The organism is Rhodococcus sp. LB1, assembly GCF_001583455.1.
Classification (GTDB): domain Bacteria; phylum Actinomycetota; class Actinomycetes; order Mycobacteriales; family Mycobacteriaceae; genus Rhodococcus_F; species Rhodococcus_F opacus.
This window is the reverse complement of sequence record NZ_LTCZ01000392.1, coordinates 1-14,419: the sequence shown is the minus strand read 5'-3', so window position 1 is coordinate 14,419 and position 14,419 is coordinate 1. Positions and strand designations below refer to the sequence as shown.

The window sequence follows — 14,419 nt, the reverse complement described above, 5'->3', positions numbered from 1 at the left end:
AGGGTCGGGGACGTGATCGGGGGCTTCGCCGGAAGAAGCCGCGGGCACCGGCGCCGCGGATGCGGGGTGGGCGCCGATACCCGCTGGTGCGCTACGCGACGAGGGACCGAGTGGCGACCTGTTCCGTCGCCTGGGTCGCCGCACCCCCGTCCCCGGTTCTGGGCGCGCGCTCGAGGACGACCGTGCACCGGGCGAGATCCGGTCCGATCGCGGTCGCACTCAGCTCCAGGTCGGAGCGGGCTATGCCGTCCCGCGTCGTGTACTCCGTGGTGCGCAACTCGCCGGTCACGATGACCGGATCCCCCTTCGCGATCGACTGGACGACACCGGCCATCAGTCGGCGCCTGCAGGTCACCGTGAGGTAGAGCGTGCTCCCGTCGCGCCACTCGCCCGTCGCGTGATCGCGGCGCCGGACCGTGCTCGCCATCCGGAAACTGAGGAACTCGTCACCGGCCGCATTCGACCGGGTGACCGGGCCGGTGATGACCGTTCCGACCACGGTGCCGTGTGTTTCGTACATTCGCTCTACCCCCTGTGAGTGCGGCAAGGTGCCTTCACTCACAGCGTGCCGTCCGCCACCGCCGTTGTCGGGGGGCATCCGAAATCTGTGGAGAAACGGTGCGGGTGTGGATGAAACAGCCGAAACGGCGGCTGAAGCTCCGACCGTGTCGGATCCACGTGCTAGCGGTCAGTGCCCGGCTTCTCGGTCCCGTCGCGCCAGTTCCGCGAACATCGCGTTGTGCGCTGCCAGGTCGGCGTCGTCGTCGCGGTCGGCGGCCCGGTCGACCCGCCGCGCCGTGCGGCCGTCGCTCCGGGACCACTGAATGAGCAGGGCCATCATCACCAGCACCAGCGGGATCTCACCGGTCGCCCACGCGATGCTGCCACCCAGTTGCTGGTCGCCCACCAGGTCGGCGTTCCAGCCCAGTCCGAGCGACCGGTAGTACCACTCGCCCATCACGGCGCCCATGCTCATCAACGCCACACCGAAGAAAGCGTGGAACGGTAGCGAGCCGAACACCATCGCGAGCTTCGTCACCGGCTGGAGTTTGCGCGGCGACGGATCGATGCCGATCGCGACCCAGTAGAAGAGGTAGCCGCTCAGCAGGAAGTGCAGGTTCATCAGGACGTGCGCGGAGTGCGAGTCCACGGCGGCCTCGAAGATCCCGCCGAGGTACAGGGCGTAGAACCCGCCGACGAACAGCACGGCGGCGACGACGGGATGGGTGATGAACCGGGAGAACGGGCTGTGCAGCGCGGTCAGGATCCACTCACGCAGGCCCGGCACACCGTTCTTGCCCGCCGGATCGAGAGCGCGCAGGGCCAGCGTGATCGGTGCGCCGAGCACCAGCAGGACCGGGGCCAGCATCGACAGCGCCATGTGCGCGCCCATGTGCACGCTGAACACGGCCGGTGAGTAGCGGCCGACGCCCGAGGACGTCGCGACCAGGAGCACCACGCATCCGCACATCCACGCGACGGTCCGGCCGACCGGCCAGCTGTCGCCGCGACGCCGAAGTTTGCGCAAGCCGAGCGCGTAGACGACGGCCAGCACGATCGCGGCGGTGCCGTAGAGGAGGTCGAATCGCCAGTCCAGCATCAGCCGGGCGAACGTCGGCGGCCCCGCGAGGTTGTAGCCGAGTTCCACCTCCGTGAGGGTGGGCGCCGCGGTCGGCGGGGGCGGCGGTGTGCGGCCGAGCCCGACGGCGAGACCGATCGTGGCGGCGAAGACCATGGCCTCGGCGCCGGCGAAACGGATCAGGTTGCCACGGCTGGCCGGGTCCTTCTGCAGTGCGGGCAACGCCCGTCGACGCTGCGCCCAACCGAAGACGCCCAGGATGACGAGCGCCACGCTCTTCGCGACCACCAGGCGTCCGTACGTGGTGTCGACGAGGTCACCGATCTGGACGCGGACGAGCGCATTCACCACACCGCTGACCGCCATGACGACGAAGCAGACCGTCGCGACCGCGGAGAACCGGCGCGCCGCCACGTCGGTGTAGGCGCCGCGCCGGCGCGCATGGGCGAGGAGAGCGAACAGGCCGCCGGCCCACAGCGAGGCCGCGACGAGGTGCAGGATCAGACTGTTCGTCGCCATGTCGTGTGAACCGCCCGACGACGAGTGACCCGTCAACGCGAGCGGCATCAGTCCGAGGATGCCGACGACCAGAAGGATCGGCGTCCACCACCACCGCAGGACGAGCCGGGATGCGATCGCGAGGACGATCGCGATGATCGCGGTCCAGCGCCAGGCGCCGGCGAGTTCGACCTGATCGATCGAATTGAAGATGTTGGCCGGTTTGACCGCCTCGGCGAAGGGTTGCCCGGACGTGTCCGACAATGTCAACGGGACGAGGACGAGGGCGGTCGCGGCCCACACGATCGCGGCGTACGACGCGGTCCGGACCGCGCGGTAGCCGTCCACGTCCAGGACACCCGATTTCTGCGGCGGTACGAAGAACGCCGCGAGCAGCAACGACCCGATGGTGATGACCGCAGCGATCTCCGACACGGCCCGCATCGCGGGCAGCCCGTAGGTGGTGATCGGTCCGGGATCCGGAATTCCCAGCAGCACGAGCGCCTGAGCAGCGGAAAGTCCGACGACGATTGCCGCAACCAGACCGGCGATGAGTCCGCCGACGACGAACAGGGCGGTCGAATCGGCGCGATTAGGGGGTTTCGATGCCGGGTCGGACGCCGCGAGCTGGGGTGTAGCCATACATCAAGGGTAGGACCTACGACAGGCCGTCGGAGACGCGAGGGTCGGTCGCCGTTCCGGCTACCGTCGACGGGGACTGTCCCGAGGGAACGAGAGGCTGAGATGGCTGAGTTTCTGATCATCGCTGTGGCGCTGTTCTTCGCGGGCATGGGTGTGTACGGGCTCGCCGTGCCTGCCCGGCTGGTCGCCCCGTTCGGTCTGTCCGCGGATTCGGCGACCTCCCGCTCCGAGGTGCGCGCGGTCTACGGCGGCTTCGGTGTCGCGGTGGCAGCCCTGCTGTTCTTCGCGGCTTTCGACGCGTACGGCATCCGATCCGTCGCCTCGGTGACCGTGGCCGTCGCCCTGCTGGGGATGGCATTCGGCCGGGTCGTGTCGGCCGTCGCCGACCGGCCGACCCGCTTCTACCCCGTGTGGTTCTACTTCGTGGTCGAGCTCGTTCTCGCGGGACTCCTGCTCTCCGCGGCCGGCCTGGGCTCGTGACGCGGACACCACAGCCCCGGTCGGAGCGCTCGAGGCGGCAGGTAATATTTGCTGCGCGCCTCCGTAGCTCAGGGGATAGAGCAAGAGCCTTCTAATCTCTTGGTCGCAGGTTCGAATCCTGCCGGGGGCACCAAAACTCGAGGTAGAGACGATTTACTTCGGCTCCCAGATTCCCGAATATTCGCGGATCACACTTTTATCCCACAGTTTGCGCAGGATCCGGCAAGCGCGTCGGCCGCGATCGCGTGGCTCCGATCCGCGCCGAGAGCCCCGCGTCGTCGAGCCGGGTGGCCACGGTCCGGCGGAAGCTGTGCGTTCCGACCCAGTCGAAGCCAAGGACGCCGCGTGCGTCTCCACTGCCCGCCGAAGTTGTCGGGGTCTCGGTACGTGCCCGCCGAGGACGGAAATATGACGTGCTCGAGGCCCCGCCGTGACCACGCGGACCGGGGGATCGTTGAACATGCCGTGACCTCAGAATATGACGCGAGGCTGCTAGCGTAGGCCTCTTTACTCGGGAACCAGGAGCGCTCCGCGATGAAGTACACCGTCTCGATCGAGATCGCCCTGCCTCGGGAGAGAGTGGTACAGCTGCTCGCCGACTCGGCACACCTGCCGAAGTGGCTGCGGGGTCTGGTGCTGCACGAGCCGCTGAGTGGGGCGCACGGGCAGGTCGGTACCACATCGCGGGTCGTGATGCAGATGGGGAAGCAGAAGATCGAGTGCACCGAGACCATCACGCGTCGGGAACCGGCAGACCTGCGCGGGATCCCGAAAGGGAGCGTCGTTCACTTCGACCGCGAGATCGTCGGCGAGGGCATGTGGAGCGCCGTGCGCGACCGGCTGACCGAAGCGGGTCCGGAGTTGACGCTCTGGGTGAGCGAGAGCGAATACCGGTTCAGCGGCTTGCTGATGCGGCTGGTGGGGCTCCTGATGCCCGGCGCCTTCCGCAAGCAGTCGCAACAGCACATGCAGGACTTCAAGGCGTTCGCCGAGCAGGGAAAGGATGTCCGCGAAGCGAAGGACTGATCTACGATCAGCGCTCGTCTCCCGAAGAGTGGGGAGAAGCCGACGTGACGGCGGGCCGACCCCTGTCGGGAACGTGCTCGGGGCGGGGATCACCTGGACGAACAGGAATCGGGGGTCCGTCGTCAGCCCTTCAGGAACGCCAGCAGGTCGGCGTTGATCGTCTCCGCTTGCGTGGTGGGCATGCCGTGAGGGAAGTCCTGGTACGTCTTCAACGTCCCGTTCACGAGAAGCTTCGCGGACAGTGGTCCGGCGTCGGCGTACGGAACGATCTGGTCGTCTTCGCTGTGCATCACCAGCACCGGCACCGTGATCTTCTTCAGATCCTCGGTGAAGTCGGTCTGCGAGAAGGCGACGATGCCGTCGTAGTGAGCCTTGGCCCCACCCATCATCCCTTGGCGCCACCAGTTCTCGATGATCGCCTCGGACGATTCCACGCCCGGTCGGTTGAATCCGTAGAACGGCCCCGACGGCAGGTCGCGATAGAACTTCGAGCGATTGGCGGCGAGCTGGGCCTGCAAGTCGTCGAACACATCCTTGGGAAGGCCGCCCGGGTTCGCCTCCGTTTTCACCATCAGCGGCGGCACCGCGCTGATCAGTGCGGCCTTCGACACCCGGCTCTCCCCGTGCCGCGCGAGATAGTGCACCACCTCGCCGCCGCCCGTCGAATGGCCGACATGGATGGCGTTCTGGAGGTCGAGATGCGCGGTCAGCTCCGCGAGGTCGTCGGCGTAGTGGTCCATGTCGTGGCCGTCACCGGTCTGGGTGGAGCGCCCGTGACCGCGCCGATCGTGGGCGATGACGCGATAGCCGTGCTGGAGGAAGAACAGCATCTGGGTGTCCCAGTCGTCGGCCGACAGCGGCCAGCCGTGGCTGAACACGATGGGTTGACCGGTTCCCCAGTCCTTGTAGAAGATCTCCGTGCCATCCTGGGTAGTGATCGTGCCCATGGGTTGCCTTCCTTGACCGCTCTGGGATGACGCTGATGAGGACGAATTCAGTACATCAAACTTCGGTACGCCACAGGGTGGCTTCGACCGGCGACGTCCTGTACGACCGTCCGATAGGTATTGCGCCCCTCGTCCGTACCGGGGGTTGCGTACTCGCGCGTAACAAACCGACCAATTAGTCTTGTTCGCGCATCGCCCCAACCCGACGGGGCAACGGTGCACCGGGACCCGCCACGATCCTCCGCGAGTGGCGGGTTCCCGCGTTCAGCTGCCTTTACTCGCGCATCCGGCGTCAGCTCTCCGGTGGAACCTCGAACACCAGCAGAGTGCTGGTGGCGGTGGCGACGAGTCGGCCCTGCGAGTCGGTGACCTCACCTTCCGCGAACGCGATGCGGCGACCCGACTTCTTCACGACTCCGGTGGCCGTGAGGGCCCCCGAGTCCCGGGTCGCCCCGCGGATGTAGTTGACCTTGATCTCGACCGACGTGTAGCCCCACCCCGCGGGCAACGTGGTGTGCACGGCGCAGCCGGCGACCGAATCGAGCAGGGTGCACACGGCGCCACCGTGGATGGCGCCGATCGGGTTGTACTGCGACTCGTCGGGGTCCAGCGCGAAGACGACCCTTCCGGGTTCGGCCTCGAGGAACCGCAGGTTCATCAGGCTCGCGATCGGGGGCGCGGGAATGTCGCCGCCGAGGATCGCCCGCAGGTAGCCGAGGCCGTCGAGTTCTCGCGCTTTCCGCGCCGGGCCTGCCGGGTCGCGCCACTCGACGGTCCTAGACCGCACCTCTCCCCACTCCGCGTCCGCCGCGCCCTCGACAGTCGCCACTGCACCGTTTCCGGACTCGCTCACTATGCCGCCCCCTGCCGCGCCGGTTGCGGGTAGAGCACGTCGAGGTCACCCGACAGTGCCGCCTTGACGGTGCGGGAGGTGTCGTCGGCGAGGACTTCGTGAGCGCCGGACTCGATGCCGTCGAAGGCCAGTCGCGCGACCTCGGCCGCGGAGATCTTCGGCACGTCCAGACCGCTCGTCATATCGGTGTCCATGTACCCGAGGTGCAGTCCGACCACCTGGATGTTCTGCGCTGCGAGTTCGGCACGCATCGCGTTGGTGGCACTCCACAGGGCGGCTTTCGAGACGCTGTACGAGCCACCGATGGCCAGCCAGGACAGGACGGAGTGCACGTTGAGGATCGCGCCGCCCCCATTGGCGGCGATGATCGGTGCGAGGGCGCGAGTGACGTTGAGCGGGCCGTAGAGGTTGGTTTCGAGTTCCCGGCGCATTCCGTCGAGATCACCCGTGAGCGGCGACTCGCCGATGAGGATGCCGGCGTTGTTGATCAGCACGCCGAGGTCCCCGACGTACTCCGCGGCGGCGTAGACCGATTCGGGGTTCGTGACATCCAGCTCGACGGGCACGACCCGCGGATGCTCTTCGATCGTCGACGCGTCACGCGCCGACGCGTAGACCGTTCGCGCTCCCCGCGCGAGTGCCTCGGCGACGAAGGCACGGCCGAGCCCGCGGCCCGCTCCGGTGACCAGCACCGTTCGATCTTGAATCGTGGTCATGACGACCCCTTCGAGAGAGTAAGTCTGCTTTTCCAACTAACTACCTTCACGACAGTAATCCCTATTAGTTGGAAAACACAACCCTCTATGATGGAGTGCATGAACACCGCCGACACCGAGCGAGCGACACCCGAGATCGTCATGGACCGCATGCCACTGGCGCCGAGACCCTGCGCGATCGCCGCCACCATGGAACTGATCGGCGACCGCTGGTCCATGCTGGTGATCCGCGAACTGAGTTACGGGGTGCACCGCTTCGACCGGATTGCCGGGTACATCGGCGTCTCGCGCGACATCCTCACCGCGCGACTACGCAAACTCGAGGAGGTCGGCGTCATCGAACGCCGCCAGTACTCCGAGCACCCTCCCCGTTTCGAGTACCACCTCACCCCCGCGGGCGAGGACCTGCGACCGCTACTGCTCTCGCTGTTCCAATGGGGCAGCAAGTGGGCCGTCGACGAGGCGCCGTCGGTGCTCGTGCACGAATGCGGGCACTCACTGGAGCTGGAACACTGCTGCGCGCACTGCGGCGAGGCCGTCGAGAACACCTCTGTCGCAATGCATTCCCGCACACCACTGCGGGAGTCCTGACCTCTCCGCACGGCGCGATACAGGACGTCTGACGCCAGGTCTATAGTTTCCAAAGTAAACGTCAGGTAACGAATTCCTCACACGTCAGGCAGGTGGGTCTGTGTCAACGCGCGACCAGGTAGCAGAGATCTACGAGCAGGTCCGCCTGCGGAACGCCGGAGAACCCGAGTTCCACCAGGCAGCCGCCGAGGTCTTCGAGTCGCTCCAGGTCGTGCTCGACCACCACCCGCACTACGCCGACTCCGGATTGATCGAGCGACTGTGCGAGCCCGAGCGTCAGATCATCTTCCGGGTGCCGTGGGTCGACGACTCCGGCAACGTGCACGTCAACCGCGGTTTCCGAGTGCAGTACAACAGCGTCCTCGGCCCCTACAAGGGCGGCCTGCGGTTCCACCCGAGCGTGAACCTGGGAATCGTCAAGTTCCTCGGCTTCGAGCAGATCTTCAAGAACGCCCTCACCGGACTCCCGATCGGCGGCGGCAAGGGTGGTTCCGATTTCGACCCCAAGGGTCGCTCGGAGGCCGAGATCATGAGGTTCTGCCAGTCGTTCATGACCGAGCTGCATCGCCACATCGGCGAGTACACCGACGTCCCGGCAGGTGACATCGGCGTCGGCGGGCGCGAGATCGGCTACCTGTTCGGCCAGTACAAGCGCCTCACCAACTCCTACGAGTCGGGGGTCCTCACCGGTAAGGGCCTCACCTGGGGCGGTTCGCAGGTGCGTCGCGAGGCGACGGGGTACGGCGTCGCCTACTTCGTCGCCGAGATGCTGAAGGCGGCGAACAGCTCACTGGGCGGAAAGACCGTCGTCGTCTCGGGCTCCGGAAACGTCGCGATCTATGCGATCGAGAAGGTGCACCAGCTCGGCGGAATCGCAATTGCGAGCTCCGATTCCTCCGGATACCTCGTCGACGAGAAGGGCATCGACCTCGAGCTCCTGAAGGAGATCAAGGAGGTGCGGCGCGGACGGATCAGCGAGTACGCGGACACGGTTCCGCACGCTCGGTTCGTGCCGAACGGCTCCATCTGGGACGTGCCCTGCGACGTCGCGCTCCCCTGCGCCACCCAGAACGAACTCGACGAAGCGGCCGCCAAGACGCTGGTCGCGAACGGCGTGCAGGCGGTGGCCGAGGGCGCGAACATGCCCACGACCCCGCAGGGCGTCCAGGTGTTCCGTGATGCCTCGGTGGCGTTCGCCCCGGGCAAGGCGGCCAACGCGGGCGGCGTCGCCACGTCGGCACTCGAGATGCAGCAGAACGCATCCCGTGACTCGTGGGGCTTCGAATACACGGACGAGCGGTTGGCCGGAATCATGCGCGGCATCCACGAGCGGACCGTGGCCACGGCCGCCGAGTACGGCATGCCGGGCGACTATGTGCACGGCGCGAACATCGCCGGTTTCGTGAAGGTGGCCGACGCCATGATCTCGCTCGGCGTCATCTAGCAGAACGAGAAGGGCGCGGCCGTCGCCGGCCGCGCCCCACCGTTCGACGGCGCGAACGTGTCAGCTCACCTGACACTGCGTCTGCCCCCATTCGACCCAGCACATCTGCTTGACGTCGGGCCGGGGGTTCTTGGTGGGCAGCGGCTGGGAACAGCCGGTCTCACAGATCGGCTTGGCCGACGCCATGCCGGCGGCACCGGTCAGCGAAATGGCAAGGGCTGCAAAGCCGGCGAGCGCGATACGCGCGGTGGTGGAGATTGTAATGGGGGACATGGGTTCCTTTCGGGGCGGTTTTCGTGCTGCACCCAGCATCGGCCGGGCGCCCTGTCCGCAGAAAGGCCGCCGAGGGTGCAATGAACACACCCTCGGCGGCCGGATCTCTACCCTGGGCGATACGCCCGGTCGACTTACTCAGTCGACCGGCTTGTCCTCGCCCTCGTCTTCGCGGGCCTTCTTCGCGGCCTCGCGCATCTCGATGCCGTCGGACACCCAGTCACCGATCTCCCGGGTGACATCCCGGACGGCGCCCGCGATGATCGTCGCGATGTGGCCCACGTGCGTGGCCGCGGACTCCGTCAGTTCCTGCACGGTGTCCTTGCGCCGCTCGAACTTCCCCACCATGTGTTTCGCCTCTCAGGCTGCAGTCTTCTGCCGCTCGACGATAACACCGGGAGGGGTGTCGGACGAGACGAGACCGGGCGGCAGTGCGAACGTGAAGATCTTCCCCCACACGGAGCCGATCTGCTTGAAGAAGCCACCGGTGTTGTAGGGCAGCCCGTGCTTCTCGCACAGTGCCTTCACGGCGGGTGCCATCTCCGGGTACCGGTGGGCGGGCAGGTCCGGGAACAGGTGGTGCTCGATCTGGTGCGACAGGTTGCCCGACATGATGTGGAACAGCGGGCTCCCCTCGATATTCGCGCTGCCGAGCATCTGCCGGACGTACCACTCGCCGCGGGTTTCCTCCGCGGTCTCGTCCTCGGTGAAACTCTGCACGCCGGTGGGGAAATGGCCGCAGAAGATGATGGAGTACGCCCACACGTTGCGAATCAGGTTGGCGGTCACGTTGCCGAGCAGTGTGGGGACGAACAGCGGCCCGGTGAGCGCGGGGAAGATCACGTAGTCCTTGAGCACCTGCCGACCGGCCTTGCGCCACCAGCCCTTCAGCAGCGGCTTGACGTCGCGCCACTTCCGCTTGCCCTGGATCACGTTCTCCGCTTCCAGGTCGTGCATCATGACGCCCCATTCGAACAGCATCATCAGGAAGAAGGCGTAGACCGGGTTCCCCAGGTAGTAGGGGTTCCACTTCTGCGCCTCGTCGATCCGCAAGATGCCGTAGCCGATGTCCCGGTCCCGGCCGAGGATGTTGGTGTACGTGTGGTGCATGTAGTTGTGGGAATGCTTCCACTGATCAGCCGGGCAGACGGTGTCCCACTCGAACACACGCGAGTTCAGGCCCGGTTCCCGCATCCAGTCGTACTGGCCGTGCATGACGTTGTGGCCGATCTCCATGTTGTCGAGAATCTTCGACACACCGAGAGCCCCGACCCCGGCGATCCAGGCCGGCGGGAAGAAGCCGAGGTACATCAGCCCGCGGCCGGCGACCTCGAATCCCCTCTGCGCCTTGATGATCTTGTAGATGTATTCGCGGTCCTCGGCGCCGAGGTCCGCAACCGTCCGGTCGCGGAGGGCGTCCAGTTCCCGGCCGATCTCTTCGACCTGGTCGTGACTGAGCACCACCGGGGCGTCGTTACGGGAACCGTCGGAGCCGTCGACGAACGGGAGGAACGAGAGCGAGAGTCCAAACATGTCGGTCTCCAAACGTTGAAATGTCGAGTGAAAATCAGATGTCGAGGGCGACGTCGCCCACCGGAACCGAGACGCACAGCTGGATCGCCTTGTCCGGATCGGTGTCGGTGTCGCCGGTGCGGACGTTCTTGGTGCACCCCGACTTCTTCACCGTGGTGCAGGAGAAGCAGATGCCCATCCGGCATCCGTACTCGGGATGGAGCCCGGCGGCCTCCGCCTGTTCGAGCAGCGTCGCTCCGGAATTGTCCGCGGTGACACCGCTGGCGGTGAAGGACACCTCACCACCGGCCTCACCCTCCGCCGGGGCTGCGGCGGGAGCGAATTCCTCGGTGTGCAGACGGTCCTCGATGCCGAGTTCGCGGTACACCTCCCGAACGCCACGCATCAGTCCGGGCGGGCCGCACAGGAAGGTTTCGGCGTCCGCGTACCAGGGCGCCACCGCGTCGAGGTGCTCCTGGCCGAAGAACCCGTGGAGATGGCCGCCGGTCTCCTGATCGGTGTATGCCAGCACGAGCGAGACGTTGGCGTTCGCGTCCGCGAGTGCGCGCAACTCGTCGAGGTACGCGACGTCGTCTTCGGTGTACGCGTAGTGCAGAAAAGTAATGCTTCCGAAGTGCTGCTCGTCGACGAGGGTGCGCAGCATCGACAGAACCGGGGTGATTCCGCTGCCTCCGCTCACCAGCAGGACCCGGCGAGGGCGAGGAGACGGAAGGGTGAATTCTCCCGCCGCCTGAGACAGGTCGAGCACGAGACCGGGGCTCGCGTGGGCGTGCAGGTACTGCGAGACCAGCCCCTCGGGATGCGCCTTGATCGTCAGCTCGACGAGTCCGTCGGTGGACGCCTGTGCATTGGCCGGTGAGTAGCACCGGGTGTGCCGAATCCCGTCGATCACGACGCCCACCTGCACGAACTGCCCCGCACGGAATCCGCGCCACTGACGGGTGGGGCGCAGCGTGAGGGTGACGGTGTCGGCGGTGGACCGCCGGACCTCGACCACTTCGGCGCGCAGGTCGCGCACGGTGACCATGGGAGTGACGAGTTCGAGGTAGCGGTCGAGCTGGTGCGGAGTGGCCATCGCCTCGAACAACGACAGCAGCGAGAACCTGCGTCCCTCCGCCGGACGACTGGTGTGGGCAACTGACACGTCAGCCTCCTCCATTTGAGTGCACGGTTGTACACTGACAATAGTGTGACAGAGAGGGACAGGAAGTTGTCAATCGGAATGTGACCGCACGCACACTCGAGGCAGGGATCGGATACGCATGCCGGATGACGAGTACGAGCACCCGGAGATGACCGGTGTCGGCACTGTCACGAATACACTCACTGCCGTGAGTCAGTCGACCGGCGCCGAACCGGAGAGCAGGGCAGCCCGCAAGGAGCGCACGAGGAAGGCCCTTCTCGACGGCACGCTCGAACTCATGGCAGATCGGAGTTTCGCCGGCGTGAGCCTGCGCGAGATCGCCCGCACCGCGGGAATCGTGCCCACCGCGTTCTACCGCCACTTCGCGTCCATCGAGGAGCTCGGCGTGGTGCTCGTCGAGGAGGGCATGCGAATTCTGCGGCAGATGCTGCGCGACGCCCGGCGCACCCCGAGCACCAAGAGCGCAGGCGCATCCCTCGACATCCTCGTCCGGCAGGTCCGCAGCCACGAGGCGCAGTTCCGGTTCCTCAGCCGTGAACGCTACGGCGGCGTCCCCGAAATTCGCCGGGCGATTGCTACCGAGATGAAACTGTTCGTCAGCGAACTCACGGTGGATCTGTCCCGCATCGAGGGTCTGCAGTCCTGGGACCACGACGACCTGGAGATGGCGGCCGACCTGATCGTGTCCACCATGTTCGCCGTCGTCGTCGATCTGCTCGAGGCCGATCGTCCCGGAAGCCGAAGCGAGGCCGAGGTGGTTGCGCGCGCCGAACGGCAACTGCGCCTGATCATGCTCGGCATGAGCGGGTGGAATCCCGGAAAGTAGTCGCGCTCTCGCCGTACGGTGGGGGCATGCTGTCAACCTCGGAACACGCGCACATCACCCTCGGCGACCTGACATTCGACGTCACGACCAGCGGTCCGGCCGACGGCGTCCCCGTCGTTCTGCTGCACGGGTTTCCGGAGAGCGCCGCGGTTTGGGAACCCGTCAGCGCCCTGCTGAACGAGTCCGGTCTGCGGACGTACGCCCCGAACCAGCGCGGATACTCGCCCGGTGCGCGACCCGACGGAGTCGACTCCTACCGGATCGACCACCTCGTCGCGGACGTGATCGGACTCCTCGACGCACTCGACCTCGACACGGCGCATCTCGTCGGCCACGACTGGGGCGCCGCCGTGGCCTGGGTCGTCGCGGCCAGGTACCCCGACCGGATCACCTCGCTCACCACCGTGTCGGTGCCACATCCCGGCGCATTCGGCTGGGCGCTGCGCGAAGACGCCGATCAGAAGGAACGCTCCTCCTACATCCGGCTCCTGAGAATGGAGGGGAAGGCCGAGCGGGTCCTCCTCGACGAGAACGCGCACTCACTGCGCGCCATGTTCGGTGACGTCGTCCCGCCGGCACTCGTCGACCGGCACGTCGCGCTGCTCAGCGAACCGGGAGCGATGACCGCCGCACTGAACTGGTACCGCGCCATGACGAGCGACTTCGAGGCGACACCCGCCGTCACCGTTCCCACGACCTACGTCTGGAGCACCGGCGACATCGCGCTCGGGCGTGCGGGAGCGGAAAGGTGCGGCGAGTTCGTCGATGCGCCCTACGAGTTCGTCGTCCTGGACGGTGCCACGCACTGGATCCCGGAGCAGCGGCCCGACGCCCTCGCGGAGGCGATCCTCACGCGTACCGGAACCGCACCGAACTGAAATCCGCCGTTCCCCTCGACGGGGCGTTCGTTCTGGTTTGATGACACTACTCGTCTCGTGCACCCAGGGAGGGCACCATGAGTGGCATCGCAATCCTTCTCGTCGGCGCCGTTCTGTGCTTCGCCGGTGTCGGTTCACTCCACGTCGCCGTCCTCGCTTCGGGATTCGGCCTCGGCTGGCTCCTCGCGGATCTGCTGTCGCTGTCACTCGAGACGACGTTCCTGGTCGCGGCGATCGGGGCGGTCGTGGCGTGGGTGGCCACCACCCTGATCTTCAAGTTCGCCGCATTCTTTCTCGGGATCATCACCGGCGCCGTCATCGGGGCCAAGCTCAGTCGTGTCCTGCAACCCGACGACGCGAATTGGCTCCTCAGCGGGATCGTGATCGTCGCGCTCGCCGTCGCCTGTGGTTTCATCGCCGACCGGTACCGGGCGCGGGCGTTGTTGTGGCTCACGGCGCTCGGCGGCGCCAGCATGGTGTTGACGGGACTCGGGCTGGCCATCCCTCCACTGGGTTTCCTGGAGGATCCGAACGAGGGCACCCAGCAGTTCTTCGCCACGGTGATCTGGATCGTCGTGGCCGCGGCGGGCTGGCTGACGCAGCGGCGGCTGTTCCCGGAGAAGCTCCGGATCGACGACGATCGTCGCGCGAGGCGCTAGTCGCGTTCGGGGGCCTTCACCACCGTCAGCGCGGCGAGCCCGATCGCGAGCACGATCACCAGGCCGAGGATCCCCGCCCGATCCGCCGCGAACCACCAGGCGAACAATCCGAAGAGGGTCGGCGAGAGGAACGACACCGCGCGGCCGGTGGTCGCGTACAGGCCGAACATCTGCCCCTCCCGGCCGGGCGGTGTGATCCGGGCCAGGAACGTGCGCGCGGACGACTGCGCGGGACCGACGAATAGACACAGCAGCAGTCCGAAGATCCAGAACATGGCCGGTCCCGAGACGGCCATCAGGACGACACCGACGATGATCATCGCGATCAGG

General features: G+C 66.6%; 17 protein-coding genes and 1 tRNA gene. 8 read left to right on the top strand and 10 right to left on the bottom strand.

Translation table 11 applies throughout. The features are described 5' to 3' along the window. Nucleotides 1-91: 91 nt before the first annotated feature. Nucleotides 92-520: a single-stranded DNA-binding protein gene (locus AZG88_RS37360; protein ID WP_061700568.1), complete on the bottom strand. Its 429-nt coding sequence runs from the start codon at nt 518-520 to the stop codon at nt 92-94. A 168-nt stretch (nt 521-688) separates the two neighbouring features. Next, a complete protein-coding gene (locus AZG88_RS37355; protein ID WP_061700567.1) occupies nt 689-2,719 on the bottom strand; it encodes a cytochrome c oxidase assembly protein in 2,031 nt (676 codons plus the stop codon). A gap of 102 nt (nt 2,720-2,821) precedes the next feature. On the opposite strand from AZG88_RS37355, the gene AZG88_RS37350 reads away from it, so the two are divergent. The 3 genes from AZG88_RS37350 to AZG88_RS37340 all read left to right on the top strand — a co-directional run bounded on the left by AZG88_RS37350 (nt 2,822) and on the right by AZG88_RS37340 (nt 4,225). Continuing rightward, nucleotides 2,822-3,199: a DUF4345 domain-containing protein gene (locus AZG88_RS37350; protein WP_005248247.1), complete on the top strand. Its 378-nt coding sequence runs from the start codon at nt 2,822-2,824 to the stop codon at nt 3,197-3,199. Nucleotides 3,200-3,256: 57 nt separating this feature from the next. After that, nucleotides 3,257-3,332, top strand: a tRNA-Arg gene (locus AZG88_RS37345). Nucleotides 3,333-3,733: 401 nt separating this feature from the next. Then, nucleotides 3,734-4,225 (top strand): SRPBCC family protein, encoded by a 492-nt coding sequence (locus tag AZG88_RS37340; RefSeq protein WP_005248248.1) that lies wholly within the window; start codon nt 3,734-3,736, stop codon nt 4,223-4,225. A 122-nt stretch (nt 4,226-4,347) separates the two neighbouring features. Here the strand turns inward: AZG88_RS37340 and AZG88_RS37335 are convergent, their stop codons facing one another. The 3 genes from AZG88_RS37335 to AZG88_RS37325 all read right to left on the bottom strand — a co-directional run bounded on the left by AZG88_RS37335 (nt 4,348) and on the right by AZG88_RS37325 (nt 6,741). After that, complete coding sequence (locus AZG88_RS37335; protein WP_005248250.1) at nt 4,348-5,172, bottom strand: alpha/beta fold hydrolase; 825 nt, start codon at nt 5,170-5,172, stop codon at nt 4,348-4,350. 292 nt (nt 5,173-5,464) lie between these two features. Continuing rightward, a complete protein-coding gene (locus AZG88_RS37330; RefSeq protein WP_061045781.1) occupies nt 5,465-6,025 on the bottom strand; it encodes a PaaI family thioesterase in 561 nt (186 codons plus the stop codon). Then, nucleotides 6,025-6,741: an SDR family oxidoreductase gene (locus tag AZG88_RS37325; protein ID WP_005248253.1), complete on the bottom strand. Its 717-nt coding sequence runs from the start codon at nt 6,739-6,741 to the stop codon at nt 6,025-6,027. The genes AZG88_RS37330 and AZG88_RS37325 overlap by 1 nt, the downstream gene beginning before the upstream one ends. Nucleotides 6,742-6,828: 87 nt before the next feature. Here AZG88_RS37325 and AZG88_RS37320 point away from each other — a divergent pair, with 87 nt between their 5' ends. After that, nucleotides 6,829-7,332: a winged helix-turn-helix transcriptional regulator gene (locus AZG88_RS37320; RefSeq protein ID WP_061700566.1), complete on the top strand. Its 504-nt coding sequence runs from the start codon at nt 6,829-6,831 to the stop codon at nt 7,330-7,332. Between the two features lie 100 nt (nt 7,333-7,432). Then, nucleotides 7,433-8,776 (top strand): NADP-specific glutamate dehydrogenase, encoded by a 1,344-nt coding sequence (gdhA, locus tag AZG88_RS37315; protein ID WP_061045780.1) that lies wholly within the window; start codon nt 7,433-7,435, stop codon nt 8,774-8,776. Nucleotides 8,777-8,836: 60 nt separating this feature from the next. Here the strand turns inward: gdhA and AZG88_RS37310 are convergent, their stop codons facing one another. From AZG88_RS37310 to AZG88_RS37295, 4 genes are all read right to left on the bottom strand, one after another. Next, nucleotides 8,837-9,049 carry a hypothetical protein gene (locus tag AZG88_RS37310; protein WP_226955530.1) on the bottom strand — a complete coding sequence of 71 codons (213 nt, stop codon included), beginning with the start codon at nt 9,047-9,049 and terminating at the stop codon, nt 8,837-8,839. Nucleotides 9,050-9,187: 138 nt separating this feature from the next. Then, entirely contained in the window at nt 9,188-9,397 is a 210-nt protein-coding gene (locus tag AZG88_RS37305) for a hypothetical protein (protein ID WP_005248259.1), read from the bottom strand. A 12-nt stretch (nt 9,398-9,409) separates the two neighbouring features. Beyond that, nucleotides 9,410-10,582: a fatty acid desaturase family protein gene (locus AZG88_RS37300; protein WP_061045779.1), complete on the bottom strand. Its 1,173-nt coding sequence runs from the start codon at nt 10,580-10,582 to the stop codon at nt 9,410-9,412. Between the two features lie 34 nt (nt 10,583-10,616). After that, entirely contained in the window at nt 10,617-11,726 is a 1,110-nt protein-coding gene (locus AZG88_RS37295) for a ferredoxin reductase (RefSeq protein ID WP_082833569.1), read from the bottom strand. A 118-nt stretch (nt 11,727-11,844) separates the two neighbouring features. On the opposite strand from AZG88_RS37295, the gene AZG88_RS37290 reads away from it, so the two are divergent. The 3 genes from AZG88_RS37290 to AZG88_RS37280 all read left to right on the top strand — a co-directional run bounded on the left by AZG88_RS37290 (nt 11,845) and on the right by AZG88_RS37280 (nt 14,089). After that, nucleotides 11,845-12,552, top strand: coding sequence for a TetR family transcriptional regulator (locus AZG88_RS37290; protein WP_082833567.1), 708 nt, complete (start codon nt 11,845-11,847; stop codon nt 12,550-12,552). A 26-nt stretch (nt 12,553-12,578) separates the two neighbouring features. Further along, on the top strand, nt 12,579-13,430 hold the full coding sequence (locus AZG88_RS37285) for an alpha/beta fold hydrolase (protein WP_061700564.1): 852 nt from the start codon (nt 12,579-12,581) through the stop codon (nt 13,428-13,430). Nucleotides 13,431-13,507: 77 nt separating this feature from the next. Further along, nucleotides 13,508-14,089, top strand: coding sequence for a hypothetical protein (locus tag AZG88_RS37280; protein WP_005248267.1), 582 nt, complete (start codon nt 13,508-13,510; stop codon nt 14,087-14,089). Here the strand turns inward: AZG88_RS37280 and AZG88_RS37275 are convergent. Further along, nucleotides 14,086-14,419: MFS transporter (locus tag AZG88_RS37275; RefSeq protein ID WP_197488006.1), on the bottom strand; the 334-nt coding region annotated here is incomplete at its 5' end. The two genes, AZG88_RS37280 and AZG88_RS37275, sit on opposite strands and share 4 nt — an antisense overlap.

Coding starts and splice junctions, on each gene's coding strand:
- AZG88_RS37290 (WP_082833567.1), top strand. CDS start 11,845: ATGCCGGATGACGAGTACGAGCACCCGGAGATGACCGGTGTCGGCACT.
- AZG88_RS37285 (WP_061700564.1), top strand. CDS start 12,579: ATGCTGTCAACCTCGGAACACGCGCACATCACCCTCGGCGACCTGACA.
- AZG88_RS37305 (WP_005248259.1), bottom strand. CDS start 9,397: ATGGTGGGGAAGTTCGAGCGGCGCAAGGACACCGTGCAGGAACTGACG.
- AZG88_RS37310 (WP_226955530.1), bottom strand. CDS start 9,049: ATGTCCCCCATTACAATCTCCACCACCGCGCGTATCGCGCTCGCCGGC.
- AZG88_RS37360 (WP_061700568.1), bottom strand. CDS start 520: ATGTACGAAACACACGGCACCGTGGTCGGAACGGTCATCACCGGCCCG.
- AZG88_RS37300 (WP_061045779.1), bottom strand. CDS start 10,582: ATGTTTGGACTCTCGCTCTCGTTCCTCCCGTTCGTCGACGGCTCCGAC.
- AZG88_RS37335 (WP_005248250.1), bottom strand. CDS start 5,172: ATGGGCACGATCACTACCCAGGATGGCACGGAGATCTTCTACAAGGAC.
- AZG88_RS37320 (WP_061700566.1), top strand. CDS start 6,829: ATGATGGAGTGCATGAACACCGCCGACACCGAGCGAGCGACACCCGAG.
- AZG88_RS37325 (WP_005248253.1), bottom strand. CDS start 6,741: ATGACCACGATTCAAGATCGAACGGTGCTGGTCACCGGAGCGGGCCGC.
- AZG88_RS37340 (WP_005248248.1), top strand. CDS start 3,734: ATGAAGTACACCGTCTCGATCGAGATCGCCCTGCCTCGGGAGAGAGTG.
- AZG88_RS37355 (WP_061700567.1), bottom strand. CDS start 2,719: ATGGCTACACCCCAGCTCGCGGCGTCCGACCCGGCATCGAAACCCCCT.
- AZG88_RS37350 (WP_005248247.1), top strand. CDS start 2,822: ATGGCTGAGTTTCTGATCATCGCTGTGGCGCTGTTCTTCGCGGGCATG.
- AZG88_RS37280 (WP_005248267.1), top strand. CDS start 13,508: ATGAGTGGCATCGCAATCCTTCTCGTCGGCGCCGTTCTGTGCTTCGCC.